Source organism: Rhizobium sp. B21/90, from assembly GCF_019355815.1.
Lineage (GTDB): Bacteria > Pseudomonadota > Alphaproteobacteria > Rhizobiales > Rhizobiaceae > Rhizobium > Rhizobium rhododendri.
On the sequence record NZ_CP072162.1, the window covers coordinates 257,633 to 272,225 of the forward strand.

Genomic DNA, 14,593 nt, shown 5'->3' on the forward strand with positions numbered 1-14,593 from the left:
CATGGACGCCCCGATCTCGGTCTTTCTGCAAGATGACGCGGCGACACGCCAACTCGGCGAAGATCTGGCGCTCGCGCTTACGGTGGGCGACTGCCTGGCGCTGAGCGGCGATCTTGGCGCAGGCAAATCGGCGCTGGCACGCGCCTTCCTGCGGGCGATGGCCGACGACGAGGGCCTGGAAGTGTCTAGCCCGACGTTCACGCTTGTCCAGTGCTATGCGCTGCGCATTCCAGTTTCGCATTTCGATCTCTATCGTCTCGGCGATCCGACGGAACTCGTGGAACTGGGTTTCGACGAGGCGCTCGATACCGGTATCTGCCTGGTCGAATGGCCTGAAATGGCGGAGACGGAATTACCCGCAAGTCGTATTACACTTCGTCTCGAGACCGAAGGCCAAGGGCGCCGCGCGACTATATCGGCACCGCCAGGCCAGGCAGCCCGCATCCGGCGCGTGTTGGATATCCGCTCGTTTCTCGACGAGAGCGGGCTTGCAGGCGCCGAACGTCGCTTCCTGACAGGCGATGCGTCGATGCGCGCTTATGAATCGATCTACCCTGCCGACGGAAGCAAGCGCATCATCCTCATGGACTGGCCACGCCGTCCGGAGGGACCCCCGGTGCTGGACGGCAAACCTTACCCCAAGATCGCGCACCTTGCCGAAGACGCTTATCCCTTCGTGGCGATCGCGGGCACGCTGCGGGACAACGGTTTCGCCACGCCGGAAATCTATCATGTCGACTACGAGCAAGGCATTCTGCTGATCGAGGACCTCGGCACCGATGGTATTCTCGACACGCACGGAAGACCCATCCCGGAGCGATATCAAGCCGGCATCGCCTGCCTGGCACAGTTGCACGGGCTAACCCTGCCTCGCGATATCGTGGTGACTTCAGATCATGTCCACCATATTCCGGATTTCGACCGTACGGCGATGGGCATGGAAGCCCGCCTGCTGCTCGACTGGTACCTGCCCTGGAAACGCGGCGAAGCTGCCAGCACCACGGAACGCGCAGAATATCTGGCAATCTGGGACGATCTCATCGACCAGCTCGCCGCCTCGGAAAAGAGCCTGCTGCTGCGCGACCTGCATTCCCCGAACATCATCTGGCGTGGCGAGGACGTCGGTATTCGCCGCATCGGCCTGATCGACTTCCAGGACGCAATGATCGGGCCGACGGCTTATGACCTGGCATCTCTCGTACAGGACGCCCGCGTCACCATCGAGCGGCCGCTGTTCGAGCAACTGATGGGTGACTACCTGGCGCTCCGTCGCGCCCAGCCAGGCTTCGACGAGCCGTTGTTCCTGAAAAGCTGGGCTATCATGTCGGCGCAGCGCAACTGCAAGCTGGCCGGACTGTGGGTCAGGTTGAAGCAGCGGGATGGAAAGCCGGGCTATCTCCAGCATATGCCGCGTACCCTCACCTACCTGCAGGGTGCATTTGAGCACGAAACGCTTGCCCCCTTGCGCGATTGGTGCGCAAGGGCTGGTATAGGCGCAGGCGAATCATAAATACCGGATCAGATGACCATTAAACAGGCCATGGTGCTCGCAGCGGGGCTTGGAACCCGCATGCGCCCGATTACCGACCACACCCCGAAGCCGCTGGTGAAGATTGGTGGCAAGCCGATGCTCGACTATGTGCTCGACCTTCTGGTCGCCGCAGGGGTCGACAGGGTCGCAATCAATATTCATCATCATCCTGATCAGATGCGAGCTTATCTCCAAGCTCGTGAGGGACTGGAGATCGTGGTATCCGACGAGACCGGAGGCCTGATGAACTCCGGCGGTGGTCTTGCCAAAGGCCTGAAGCTGCTCGGCCGCGACCCGGTTCTGGTCATGAACGCCGACCTTTTCTGGATCGGCGAAACGCCTGGGGCGCCAACGAACCTCGAGCGATTGGCGGACTTCTTCGATGCGGGCACCATGGACATGGCCTTGCTTTGCGTCCCGCTGGAAAAGACGACCGGCCATGACGGCAAGAAGGATTTCTCTATGGCTGCCGATGGTTGCCTGACGCGCTACCGCGAGGGAATGCCCAATCCCGTGGTTTATGCCGGCGCAATTGCCTTGCATCCTGCACTGTTCGACGACGCGCCGGACGAAGCCTTCAACCTCAACCTCTATTTCGACCGGGCCATAGCGAGCGGCAGGCTTTACGGCGTGATACTTGAGGGCGAATGGCTGACGGTCGGGACGCCGGATGCAATAGAAGCTGCGGAAGAGACGCTCCGTCGCATCGGCACAAGCGAGCTATCATGAAGCACCGGCAGCGCATCCTGACGATACCGGCGGGACTGCCCTTCCTTGCGACGCTTGCAGCAGCGCTGTGCGACGGGCGGCTGACCGAACACTTTCGCCACGATCCTGCCGATCCGCTGTCCCTTGCCAAGGTAACGATCTATTTGCCGACACGCCGTGCAGCCCGCGTGCTGCGCTCCGCTTTTGTCGATCTGCTCGGCGGCCAATCGGCGATCCTCCCCGTTATCCGGCCCCTTGGCGAAACCGATGAAGATAGCGGCTATTTCGACGAGGACTTGCCAGCTACCGCCGACCTGCTGCAGCCACTCTCGAACACCGCCCGGCTGTTGGAGTTGGCCCGCTTGATCCTCGCTTGGCGCAACAAGCTGCCGCAGATCGTCCGTGACATCCACTCCGATTCACCGCTCGTGGCGCCTGCCAGCCCGGCCGATGCGATCTGGCTTGCGCGCAATCTTGCCGAACTGATCGATTCGATCGAGACGGAAGACCGCGACTGGGCTGATCTCGCGACGCTGGATGCCCAGGATCATGCTCTCTGGTGGCAATTGACAGCCGAATTTCTGCAGATCGCCAGCGCCTTCTGGCCGGCCCGCCTGGACGAACTTGGCCGGTCCTCGCCAGCCCGGCATCGCAATGCCATCCTGCGCGCCGAGGCCAAACGACTGGCGACCGCGCAGCCCACAGGGCCGATCATCATCGCCGGTTCGACCGGTTCCGTGCCGGCCACCGCCGAGCTGATAGCCGCCGTCGCTGCCCTGCCGCAAGGCGTCATCGTATTGCCGGGTCTCGACCAGACGATGTCCGATGAGGACTGGGCCATGGTCGCGCCGATTGCCGGCATTGCCGATCGGGTCGATCCGGCCAGCCGCAGCCATCCACAGTACGGCCTTGCGCACCTGTTGCGGCAACTGAAAACGGAGCGGGCCGAGGTCGATACCATAGAGACGGCGCCGGTCGATCTGCAGCGGCGTGCCGAAATCCTGTCCCGTGCGCTGGCGCCAGCCAAGGCTACGAGCGGTTGGGGAGATTGGCAAAAGACGCTGCCGCCCGGCGCGTTTCGCGCGGCGTTCGCCGATGTCTCGCTGATCGAGGCTGCGAACGAGCGCGAAGAGGCGACGGCCATCGCGGTTGCCCTGCGGCTGGCGCTGGAAAAGCCTGGCCGTAACGGCAATGAAAGCCAGGCGGCGCTGATTACGCCCGACCGGAACTTGGCGCGTCGCGTGACGGCTGAACTTGCCCGCTTCGGCATCGTTGCCGATGATTCGGCAGGCACGCCCCTGTCCTCCACCCCGCAAGGCAGCCTGTTGACGCTGCTGCTCGAGGCAACGCTCAGGCCCGGCGACCCCGTTGCCATCGTCAGCCTGCTCAAACACCCCCTTGCGAGCTTCGGGCTGGAACGATCCGTGCTGGATCATGCCGTCGACGCGCTGGAGTTGCTGGCCCTGCGCGGAGGCGTCGGCGAGGTCGACATCAATACGCTGGAGCCTCTTCTGGAACAGCGATTGGCGGACCAGGAGAACGATCGCCATGCGCCGAGATGGCGCGACAGCCTGCCGCCGGAAGCGGCTGACATTGCGGCCTTACTTGCCAATCGTGTGCGGCTCGCGACCGAACCGCTGGCTGGCGCCCTGCTCCGACGCCGTCCTGAGGATCGGCGGCTGACGACCAGCTTCACATTGTCGGAATGGGCCGAACGCACCGGGCGAGCTCTGGAAGCGGTGGTTGCCGACGAGAAGGGCGACCTTGCGGCGCTCTGGTCTTCCGAAGCGGGCGATGCGCTGGCGACCGTGCTGCGCGAAGTGATGGCGACCGATGGCCAGATGGAAGCCGACGGCCCGCAGTGGATCGACATCATGATGGCGCTTTCCGCCGGCCAGGCCGTCAAGCCCCGGGCGCTCAGCCATCCCAGGCTGTTCATCTTCGGCACGCTGGAAGCCCGCTTGCAGAGCGTCGACACCCTCATCCTCGGCGGCCTGAACGAGGGCTCGTGGCCCGGACAGACGGCCAACAATCCATTCGTGTCGCGGATGATGAAGACGGAGATCGGCCTGGAGCCGCCGGAGCGACGCATCGGCCAGCTGGCCCATGACTTCGAGATGGCAAACGGCACGGCGGACCTCATCTATTCTAGAGCGTTGCGCCAGGGCTCTACGCCCACAGTCGCCTCGCGTTGGCTGCAGAGGCTGATGGCGCTGGGCGGCAAGGAATTTGCAGAAGAGCTGAAGGTGCGCGGCGACTGTTTTCGCGACTGGGCAGCACTGATCGATGCCGGCGACCGCCAGGCACCCGCCCAGCGCCCCTCGCCCAAGCCACCGGCAGCGATGCAGCCGAAAAGCTATTCGTTCAGCGAGGTCGGACGCCTGAGGCGCGATCCCTACGCGATCTATGCCCGCCGCGTCCTCCGGCTCGACCCGGTCAATCCTTTCAACAGCGACCCCGGCGCTGCCGAGCGCGGCACGCTCTATCACCGGATTGTCGATCGCTTCACCCGCGAGGGCCATCTGGCAACGGCGCCGGATGCCTTGAAGGCAATGGAGCGCATCCTGACGGAGCTGTTCGACGCCGAGCAGTTGCCGCCGCATATCGATGCAGTCTGGCGCCCGCGCTTTCGCGAGGTCGCACGTGCCTTTCTCAACTGGGAAAAGGCCCGGCAGCCGCAGATCCGCCAGACATTTACCGAAGTCCGCGCCGCCGTCGATCTCGAAGCCGCCGGCATCCGGCTGACCGGCGTTGCCGACCGGATCGACCTGAAGGGCGGCAAGGCGGCCGATATCATCGACTACAAGACCGGCTTCAATCCTACGCCGCAGCAGGCCCGGGCGCTGCTCGATCCGCAGCTGGCACTCGAGGCCTACGCGCTGCAGGCCGGTGCCTTTCGCGATGTCGGGACTTTGACGCCGGAAAACCTGCTTTACGTGCGCCTACGGCCGGGCGATCGATTCAGGGAGGATCAGGTCAACAACGAGCTCGCCAAGGCCAGCGCCCGGACACAGCCGAAATCGGCGCTCGATCTCGGCCACGAATCGATCGAACAGCTCAGCCAGTTCGTTTTGCTGCTGCGATCCGGCGAAAAAGGTTTCGCCTCGCGGCTGATCCCGGCCCAGCAGCAGGAATTCGGCGGCGATTACGACCATCTGGCGCGGGTGTCGGAATGGTCGACAGCCGAAGCGGAAGAGGCTGCAGACGATGAGTGAACTCGCAGAGCTTCCGGAAGGCGACGATGCCGGCAGCTGGATCGGCTGGACGACCGTCCAGCAATCGCTGGCTTCCGATCCGACCCGGTCTGCGTGGGTCTCGGCCAATGCCGGCTCCGGCAAGACGCATGTCCTGACGCAGCGCGTGATCCGGCTGCTGCTGGCCGGCGCGCGGCCTTCGGCGATCCTGTGCCTGACATACACCAAGGCAGCAGCATCTGAGATGTCGAACCGCGTCTTCGACCGGCTTGCCGAATGGGCAACACTGCCGGACGAAGCACTGATCAAGCGCATTACCGATGTCGAGGGTGCTGTGCCGGACGTCTTCAAGCTGGCAGAGGGGCGGCGGCTTTTTGCAAAGGCCTTGGAAACGCCGGGCGGGCTGAAGATCCAGACTATCCATGCCTTCTGCGAGGCGCTACTGCACCAGTTTCCGCTCGAAGCCAATGTCGCCGGTCATTTTTCGGTGCTCGACGACCGCGCTGCGACGACGCTACTGGCGGACGCCCGACGCTCCTTGCTAACCGCAACGACGCCTGAAGACGATGCTGCTCTGGCGGAGGCCTTTGCTCATGTGCTCGATCTCGGGGACGAAGCCGGTCTCGAGACGCTGCTGGGCGAGATCATTGCCCACCGTAACGCCATCCGTCGCTTCGCGCTCGATGCGGAACAGCGCGGCGGCCTCGATAAGGTGATGCGCCAGCGGCTGGGGCTGTCGGCGACCGAGACGGAAGCCGACATCGCACAGCAGTTCTGGCCGCTGAGGGGACTGTCAGGTGCGATGCTGGACCGCTATCTTGAGCTCGCGGACAGCAAGGGTGGGAGCAAGGCCCAGGAGATCGCCTACGGCCTGAGGCTGGTCATGCGCGCGCTAGATCCCAACGAGCGTGTGGAAATCCTTGAAAAGGTCATGCTGACCGCCAAGGGCGAGCCAAAATCCGATGGCCAGTTCGTTGTCAAGGCAATGCTGGCCGAGGCGCCGGAGCTGACGGATGCCATCGTGACGGCGCGCGCCCATGTCGTGGACTGCCGGGACAGGCTGAAACGCATGCAGATGTACCGCGCTACACGCGCCGCGCTGACGCTTGCCGACCGGCTGAACGCCGATTATGCCGAACTCAAGAAACAGCGCAGCCAGCTCGATTTCGAGGACCTGATCACCCAAACGGCCGATCTTTTGATGCGCAGCGGTGTCGGCCCGTGGATCCACTACAAGCTCGACCAGGGCATCGACCATATTCTCGTCGACGAGGCGCAGGATACCAGCCCGATCCAGTGGAGTGTCATCCAGTCTCTGGCGGAAGATTTTTTCTCCGGCGCCAGCGCCCGGCCGACGCTGCGGACGCTGTTTGCGGTCGGAGACGAGAAGCAGTCGATCTATTCCTTCCAGGGCGCGCGACCGGAGCGTTTCTCCGAGGAGAGCGACCGTACGCGGCGTCGCGTGCTTGCCAGTGGCCAGGCGTTTTCGCCGGTGCGGCTGCCGCTGTCGTTCCGCTCGACATCTGACGTGCTATCAGCCGTCGATCACGTTTTTTCGACGCCGGACAATGCCAGGGGCCTCAGCGCCACCGATGAGGCCGTCGTCCATCGCTCCAGTCGTATCGGTCATCCGGGGGAAGTGGACCTTTGGCACATGATCGCGCCGGAGCCTGCCGCCAAGGAAGAGGATTGGACGGCGCCCTTCGATTCGACGCCTGAAAGCGCGCCGGCCGCAGTTCTCGCGCGGCGTATGGCTCATGTGATGGATACACTGGTCGGCCGCGAGAGCATTATCGACAAGGGTAAGACGCGGCTGATAGAGGCGGGTGATATCCTCGTGCTGGTGCGCAAGCGCGATGCTTTCGTCAATGCCCTCACCCGTGCGCTGAAGAAACGTGGCAACATTGCCGTCGCCGGCGCCGACCGCCTGGTGCTGACCAGCCATATCGCCATCCAGGATCTGCTGGCGCTCGGCCGCTTCCTGCTATTGCCGGAGGACGACCTGTCGCTGGCGGCGGTGCTGAAAAGCCCGCTTTTCGACCTCTCCGAGGACGACGTGTTCATGGTGGCGGCGCTGCGCGGCGATGGCACCAGCGTCTGGCAGCATCTCCAAGCCTTTGCAGCCGACGGCAACGATACCTTTGCCGATGCAGTCGAGCGACTGAAACTCTTCATGGCACTGTCGAAGACCTACTCGGTCCACGATCTCTTTGCGCGAATTCTCGGCAGCCATGGCGGTCGGCGTCAGTTCCTGGCTCGGCTTGGCAGCGAAGTCAGCGATATCCTCGACGAGTTCCTGACATTCGCGCTCGACCATGAGACATCCGGGCTGCCCGGCCTGCAATCCTTCGTCTCGACGCTGGAACTGGAAGCACCGGTCGTCAAGCGCGAACAGGACAAGGGCCGCAACGAGGTGCGGATCATGACGGTGCATGCCGCCAAGGGGCTGGAGGCGCCGATTGTCTTTCTCGTCGATGGCGGCTCGAAATCCTTCACTTCCAGCCATCTGCCGAAGCTGCGGCTGCTGGAGGGGCGCGGCGAAGAAGTGCCGATGCCGGCCTGGCTGCCGCTGAGTTCGCTCGGCAACACGCTGACCCAGGCCAATGCCAGCCGTATCCAGGGCCAGGCAGAGGAGGAATATCGCCGGCTGCTCTATGTCGGCATGACGCGGGCCGCTGACAGACTGATCGTCTGCGGCTATCGCGGCGTGCGACAGAACCCCGACATCTGGCACAGCATGATCGCGACCACCCTCGCACAACATCCCGAGCGTTGTACTGAGGCCACTTTCACCGGACCTGACGGCGATTGGACCGGCCTGCGCTGGCGCGTCGGGGGAATGGCAAAAGATCTCGAAACCGCAGTGTCGACGGAGGCACGAAGGGACAAAACGGCGCTGCCGCCTGCCCTGCTGCAACCGCTTCCGTCCCCCCGCCATCTCCCGCGTCCGCTGAGCCCGTCGGGAGCAGGCACCATCATCGATGACGAAGCCGGGAATCTGGCGGTCGCTTCCCCGCTGTTCGGCGACAAGGGTGCATCCGATCGTGCGCTGGAAAAGGGCCGACTGGTCCACCGTATGGTGCAGATGCTGCCGGATCTGCCTCCAGCCGAACGCGCTGAGGCCGCCGCGCGCTACGCCGAACGGACGACGCGCTTCTGGCCGGCAACGGAGCGCCAGGCGCTGGTCGCCTCAGTTTTGGCGCTGATGGCGCACAAGGACCTGCTGGGGGTTTTCAGTAGCCACGCACAAGCCGAAGTTTCCATTATGGGGACGCTTGCACTCGACCGTCAGACCTATGCGGTCTCCGGCCGTATCGACCGGCTGGCGGTGCTGGACGATCGCGTGGTGATCCTCGACTACAAGACCAATCGCGTGCCGCCGGCTACAGCCGAAGCCATACCCTTCGCGCACAAGGCTCAGCTGGCGATATACCGCGAGATCCTGGCGCCGCTCTATCCGGGCAAGCGCATCGATTGCGTGCTGGTCTACTCCGAGAACGCGACTGTCCACACGCTGTCGGAGGCAGCTCTCAGATCGGCGCTTGCCGAACTCATGACAAAGTGAAATACCAAAGCTTGAAATTCGGCACCGCAACATCACATGTGGTTCAACAGTTAATTCCGGTGAAGGAGCATTTTTATGGCTACCGTGAAAGTCGATAACTCGAACTTCCAAGCGGAAGTTCTAGATTCTGCAGAACCAGTCGTGGTTGATTTCTGGGCTGAATGGTGTGGCCCGTGCAAGATGATTGCTCCGAGCCTCGAAGAGATTTCCGTTGAGATGGCCGGCAAGGTCAAGGTGGCCAAGCTTAACATCGATGAAAATCCCGAACTCGCCGCCAAGTTTGGCGTCCGCTCGATCCCGACGCTCGCCCTCTTCAAGGCTGGTGAAGTTGCCGATATCAAGGTTGGTGCTGCACCGAAGTCTGCGCTGGCAAGCTGGATTTCCAACGCCGCCTGATTGCGTCGCCAGAGCGACCAGAGTTGAAAGCCCGGCATTGTCCGGGTTTTTTTATTGCGGTGGAGTTCCGTTTTCGGCCAATACCTCGCCAACCAAATAGAGCGAGCCGCCCATCAGGATGCGAGGGGGCAGGGTATCCGGGGACATAGCACGCATGATTGCGTCGAGCGCATCGCCGACCGACGACATCGGCTCGGCGACCAGTCCGGCATCATAGGCCGCATGGCTGAGAACGACGGGATCGATCATCGCATCGCTATGGGCGATCGGCACGCAGAACACTTTCTCCGCCAAACCCGCAAACGCCTTGAAGTAACCTATCGGATCCTTGGTGTTGATCATGCCTGTGATCAGGAACAGCGGTCGGGCCTGACGCTCCTCGAAGCCGGCCATCGCCTCGGCAATCACCTCGCCAGCACCCGGATTATGCCCTCCGTCCACCCAGATTTCGGCACCCTTCGGCGCGCGAGTGAAGAGCTTGCCTTCAGTCAGGCGCTGCAGTCGGCCGGGCCATTCGACCGTAGTCATCGCCTTTTCCATCATGGCGTCAGTGACGATGAAGCCGGCGGCCTTGACGGCACGGATGGCGGCAGCAGCGTTAGCGTGCTGGTGGCGTCCCGGCAGACGTGGCAGCGATAAATCGGCAAGGCCGAACTCGTCCTGGTAGACCAGCCGTCCGTATTCCTCATGGGCCGAAAAGTCCTGGCCGAATACTGCCGTCGGGCAATGCAGCCTCTCGGCCGTCGTCGTCAAGACCTCTAGCGCAGCATCATATTGCTGGTGGCCGATGACGACCGGAAGCCCGCGCTTCATGATCCCCGCCTTCTCAGCGGCAATCAACTCGACGCGGTCGCCGAGATAAGGCTGATGATCCAGCGAGATCGGCATGATGACGGACACGGCGGGGTCGGAGATAACGTTGGTCGCATCGAAGCGGCCTCCGAGACCGACCTCGATGATCGCCGCATCGGCGGGCTGTTCCGAGAACAGCAGGAAGGTGACTGCGGTCAGGATTTCAAAGACGGTGATCTTCTGGCCGGCATTGGCATCAGCGACGCGGCGCAGTGCATCGGCAAAGACGGCGTCGTCGACGAGCTGTCCTCGACCGCCCTTGACGCCGATGCGATAGCGTTCATGCCAGTTTACCAGATGCGGTGACGTATGGACATGAACGCTTTTGCCGCCCGCTTCGAGCAGCGCCCGGCAGAACGCTGTAACGGAGCCCTTGCCGTTGGTGCCGGCGACATGGATCACCGGCGGCAGTTTGGTCTGCGGGTTGCCGAGAAGCTCAAGCAGCCGCGTGATGCGGTCGAGCGAAAGGTCGAAGCCCTTGGGGTGCAGGCCCAGGAGCTCGTCGATCACCTGTTCGGCCTGGCTCTTGGTGGAGTGATCTATGGAGCCCATTCCGCACCTCCGCTTTTCGGTCTTCGTCGACTCAGGCGCCGACAGCCATCGGCAGCACGATCTCGCTCGGTTCAAGCGAGGCGGTCGCCGGCTGCTTGGTCAGGATCTTCAACAGTCGTGCCAGCATATCCGGGATATCATGACGCTTAATGACCATGTCGACCATGCCGTGTTCGAGCAGATATTCCGACGTCTGAAAGCCTTCCGGCAGCTTTTCGCGGATCGTCTGTTCGATGACGCGCTTGCCGGCGAAGCAGATTTCGGCACCGGGTTCGGCCAGGTGAATGTCTCCCAGCATCGCATAAGAGGCAGTGACGCCGCCGGTCGTCGGATTGGTCAATACGACGATATAGGGCTGGCCTGCTTCCTTGAGGAGGTCGACTGCGACCGTCGTGCGCGGCAGCTGCATCAGCGATAGGATGCCTTCCTGCATGCGGGCACCACCCGAAGCCGGGAACATCACCAGCGGGCATTTCTCGGCAATAGCGCGCTCGAATGCCTTGACGATCGCCTCGCCGGCAGCGAGACCGAGCGATCCGCCCATGAAGTTGAACTCGTGCACGACGGCAACGATCTTCAGTCCCTGCAGCTTGCCGACCCCGGCGAGAATCGTGTCTTCCTGCTCGGTCTTGACGCGGCTGTCTTTCAGACGGTCGCTGTATTTCTTCGAATCACGGAACTTCAGCGGATCCTGGGCGACCTTCGGCTGCACCAGGGCCTCGTACTCGCCATTGTCGAACAGATCGATCAGGCGGGCCTTTGCCGGCATCTTCATGTGGAAGCCGGAAGCAGGAATGACCCACTTGTTGTCTTCCAGATCCTTGTGGAAGACCATTTCTCCGGTTTCCGGGCATTTGATCCAGAGATTTTCGGCGATATCATCGCGACGGCCCAGCATGGAATTGATCCGCGGGCGAACGTAATTCGTGATCCAGTTCAAATCGAGATCTCCTGAATGACTGAATTGACCAAGGCCAATGTGGGGGAACTATTCGGCGGCAACAAGGCGCGCCGAGCGGGTTCCGGTTGAAAGACCACGAACAAGGGTTGCCACCGCCTGCACGGTATCGGCAGTCGCCTTGCCATCCGCGGTCAGCGAATTCGCAACCTGATTGACGATCGCAGTGCCGACGACGACGCCATCGGCAGCCGCACCGATGACCCGCGCATGCTCGGCCGTCTTGACGCCGAAGCCGACGCAAACAGGCAGGTCGGTATGGCTCTTGATACGGCGGACGGCAGCCGAGACAAGTGACGGATCGGCCATAGCCGAGCCGGTGATGCCGTTCATGGATACGTAGTAGACGAAGCCCGAAGTATTGCGAAGCACCATCGGCAGGCGCTTGTCGTCCGTCGTCGGTGTTGCCAGACGGATGAAATTAACGCCCTTGCGGATAGCCGGGATGCAGAGCTCGTCATCCATTTCCGGCGGTAGGTCGACGACGATCAGGCCGTCGATGCCGGATGCCAGCGCGTCATCGAGAAATTTCTCGACGCCGTAAATATAGATCGGGTTGTAGTAGCCCATCAGTACGATCGGCGTGGCGTCATCGGATTTACGGAAATCGGCGGCAAGCTGCAGCGTCTTCTTCAGCGTCTGGCCTGCCTTCAGCGCCCGCTGACCGGCCATCTGGATTGCCGGACCATCGGCCATCGGGTCCGAGAAAGGCATGCCGAGCTCGATGATGTCGGAGCCTGCTTCCGGCAGCGCCCTCATGATGCCGAGCGACGTTTCGTAATCTGGGTCGCCAGCCATGAAATAGGTAACCAGCGCCGGGCGACCCTCGGTCTTCAGGTCGGCGAAGCGTTTGTCCATCCGTGCGGTCATGTCAGAGCTCCACGCCGAGAATTTTGCCAACGGTGAAGATATCCTTGTCGCCTCGGCCACAGAGGTTCATCACGATGATCTGGTCCTTATCCATCTTCGGCGCACGCTTGATGACTTCGGCCAGCGCATGGGCAGGCTCGAGTGCCGGGATGATACCTTCGAGGCGAGTCAGCATCTGGAAGGCTGCCAGAGCCTCGGTGTCCATGATCGGCACGTATTCGACGCGGCCCATATCCTTCAGCCATGAATGCTCCGGGCCGATGCCGGGATAGTCAAGGCCGGCGGAGATCGAGTGGCCTTCCTTTATTTGCCCGTCCCTGTCCTGCAGCAGGTAGGTGCGGTTGCCATGCAGCACGCCCGGGGAACCGACCGTCAACGACGCACAGTGCTCCTCGCCCTCCAGGCCCTTGCCGCCGGCTTCGACGCCGACGATCTGGACGCTCTTGTCATCGAGGAACGGATGGAACAGGCCGATCGCATTGGAGCCACCGCCGACTGCTGCCACCAGCATGTCCGGCAGGCGGCCTTCTGCGGCCATCATCTGTTCCTTGGCTTCGCGGCCCATCACAGACTGGAAATCGCGAACCATTTCCGGATAGGGGTGCGGTCCGGCCGCAGTTCCAATCATATAGTAGGTGTCGTCGACGTTGGTGACCCAGTCGCGCAGCGCCTCGTTCATGGCATCTTTCAGGGTACCGTGGCCGGATGTGACGGGAACGACCTCGGCACCGAGCAGCTTCATACGGAACACGTTCGGCGCCTGGCGCTCGACATCGGTTGCGCCCATGTAGACAACGCAGGGCAACCCGAAGCGAGCAGCAACGGTAGCCGAAGCCACGCCATGCTGGCCGGCGCCGGTTTCTGCGATGATGCGGGTCTTGCCCATGCGCTTGGCGAGCAGGATCTGCCCGATGCAATTGTTGATCTTGTGCGATCCGGTGTGGTTGAGTTCGTCGCGCTTGAAATAGATCTTCGCGCCGCCAAGCTCGGCTGTGAGCCGCTCGGCGAAATACAACGGGCTTGGGCGACCGATATAGTGGGTGTTGAGATAATCGAGCTCGGCCTTGAAGGTCGGATCGGTCTTGGCATTTTCCCACTCGGCCTGCAGGGCGAGGATCAGCGGCATCAGCGTCTCTGCGACGAATCGTCCACCGAAGATACCGAAGCGGCCATCTTCGTCTGGCCCGGCGCGGAAGGAATTTACGTTTGGCGTCTCGTTCACTGTCAACTCCCTGAGGCTGTTGCCGGCATGCGAGCCGAGGCAACCGCGTCGAAAAATTCGTCGATCATGGTCAGATCCTTGACGCCCGGCGCACTTTCCACACCGGACGATATATCGATACCCGAGGCCTTGGTGGAGGCGAGCGCAAGGGCGACGTTGTCTTTGTTGAGGCCTCCCGAAAGCATGTAGTCGACGCGGCCGTCAAGCCACGCCATCAGGCTCCAGTCGAAAGCAACGCCGTTTCCGCCAGGCAGTTCCGAACCCTTGGGTGCCTTGGCATCGAACAGGAAGCGATCTGCGATGCCGATATAGGCCTCCACACGCCTGAGGTCCTCGGCATCCCGCACGGAAAAGGCCTTCATTACAAGCACGTCGTAGAGGGCCTTGATGGTCAGAACCCGCTCGGGACTTTCATGGCCATGCAATTGCAGCACGTCGGGCCTAACCAGGTTCATAATCTCATCGAGATCGTCATTGTCCGGATCGACCACCACGGCGACGATGAGGGCCTTGCCACGAACGCGGTCAGCCAGCACGCCTGCCAGATCGGGCTCGATGTAGCGCGGGCTTTTTTCAAAGAAGATGAAACCGATGTGTGTGGCGCCGCGCGCGACAGCGCGATCGACCGTCTCGGCCGTCTTCAATCCGCAAATCTTGATATCGGGTTTCATGGCAGGCAAGTGACACGAAATGGCAAAAGAGTCGAGCCCATTCGCGACAGTTGCTGGATTTCAGAGCCTGCCGC

At 62.3% G+C, this 14,593-nt stretch carries 10 protein-coding genes; 5 read left to right on the forward strand and 5 right to left on the reverse strand.

Going from position 1 to position 14,593, the window contains the following annotated elements:
- The first annotated feature begins 1 nt into the window (after position 1).
- From tsaE to trxA, 5 genes are all read left to right on the forward strand, one after another.
- A complete protein-coding gene (gene tsaE, locus J5278_RS01210) occupies positions 2 to 1,510 on the forward strand; it encodes a tRNA (adenosine(37)-N6)-threonylcarbamoyltransferase complex ATPase subunit type 1 TsaE (RefSeq protein WP_247749241.1) in 1,509 nt (502 codons plus the stop codon).
- Positions 1,511 to 1,522: 12 nt separating this feature from the next.
- A complete protein-coding gene (locus tag J5278_RS01215) occupies positions 1,523 to 2,260 on the forward strand; it encodes a nucleotidyltransferase family protein (RefSeq protein ID WP_209185444.1) in 738 nt (245 codons plus the stop codon).
- Positions 2,257 to 5,454, forward strand: coding sequence for a double-strand break repair protein AddB (addB, locus tag J5278_RS01220; protein WP_209185443.1), 3,198 nt, complete (start codon positions 2,257 to 2,259; stop codon positions 5,452 to 5,454). Before J5278_RS01215 ends, addB begins: the two co-directional genes overlap by 4 nt.
- Entirely contained in the window at positions 5,447 to 8,998 is a 3,552-nt protein-coding gene (gene addA / locus J5278_RS01225; protein ID WP_209185442.1) for a double-strand break repair helicase AddA, read from the forward strand. Before addB ends, addA begins: the two co-directional genes overlap by 8 nt.
- Before the next feature lie 75 nt (positions 8,999 to 9,073).
- A complete protein-coding gene (gene trxA / locus J5278_RS01230; RefSeq protein WP_111222142.1) occupies positions 9,074 to 9,394 on the forward strand; it encodes a thioredoxin in 321 nt (106 codons plus the stop codon).
- Between the two features lie 51 nt (positions 9,395 to 9,445).
- Here trxA and J5278_RS01235 read toward each other — a convergent pair whose 3' ends face one another.
- Genes J5278_RS01235 through J5278_RS01255 form a run of 5 tightly spaced genes read right to left on the reverse strand, consistent with a single transcriptional unit; the run spans position 9,446 to position 14,519 of the window.
- Positions 9,446 to 10,798 carry a folylpolyglutamate synthase/dihydrofolate synthase family protein gene (locus J5278_RS01235; protein WP_142828679.1) on the reverse strand — a complete coding sequence of 451 codons (1,353 nt, stop codon included), beginning with the start codon at positions 10,796 to 10,798 and terminating at the stop codon, positions 9,446 to 9,448.
- Positions 10,799 to 10,829: 31 nt separating this feature from the next.
- Entirely contained in the window at positions 10,830 to 11,738 is a 909-nt protein-coding gene (accD, locus tag J5278_RS01240; protein WP_142828681.1) for an acetyl-CoA carboxylase, carboxyltransferase subunit beta, read from the reverse strand.
- A gap of 48 nt (positions 11,739 to 11,786) precedes the next feature.
- Positions 11,787 to 12,626, reverse strand: coding sequence for a tryptophan synthase subunit alpha (gene trpA / locus J5278_RS01245; RefSeq protein WP_142828683.1), 840 nt, complete (start codon positions 12,624 to 12,626; stop codon positions 11,787 to 11,789).
- Between the two features lies 1 nt (position 12,627).
- Complete coding sequence (gene trpB / locus J5278_RS01250) at positions 12,628 to 13,848, reverse strand: tryptophan synthase subunit beta (protein ID WP_142828685.1); 1,221 nt, start codon at positions 13,846 to 13,848, stop codon at positions 12,628 to 12,630.
- A gap of 2 nt (positions 13,849 to 13,850) precedes the next feature.
- Positions 13,851 to 14,519: a phosphoribosylanthranilate isomerase gene (locus J5278_RS01255; RefSeq protein ID WP_209185441.1), complete on the reverse strand. Its 669-nt coding sequence runs from the start codon at positions 14,517 to 14,519 to the stop codon at positions 13,851 to 13,853.
- Positions 14,520 to 14,593 lie beyond the last annotated feature (74 nt).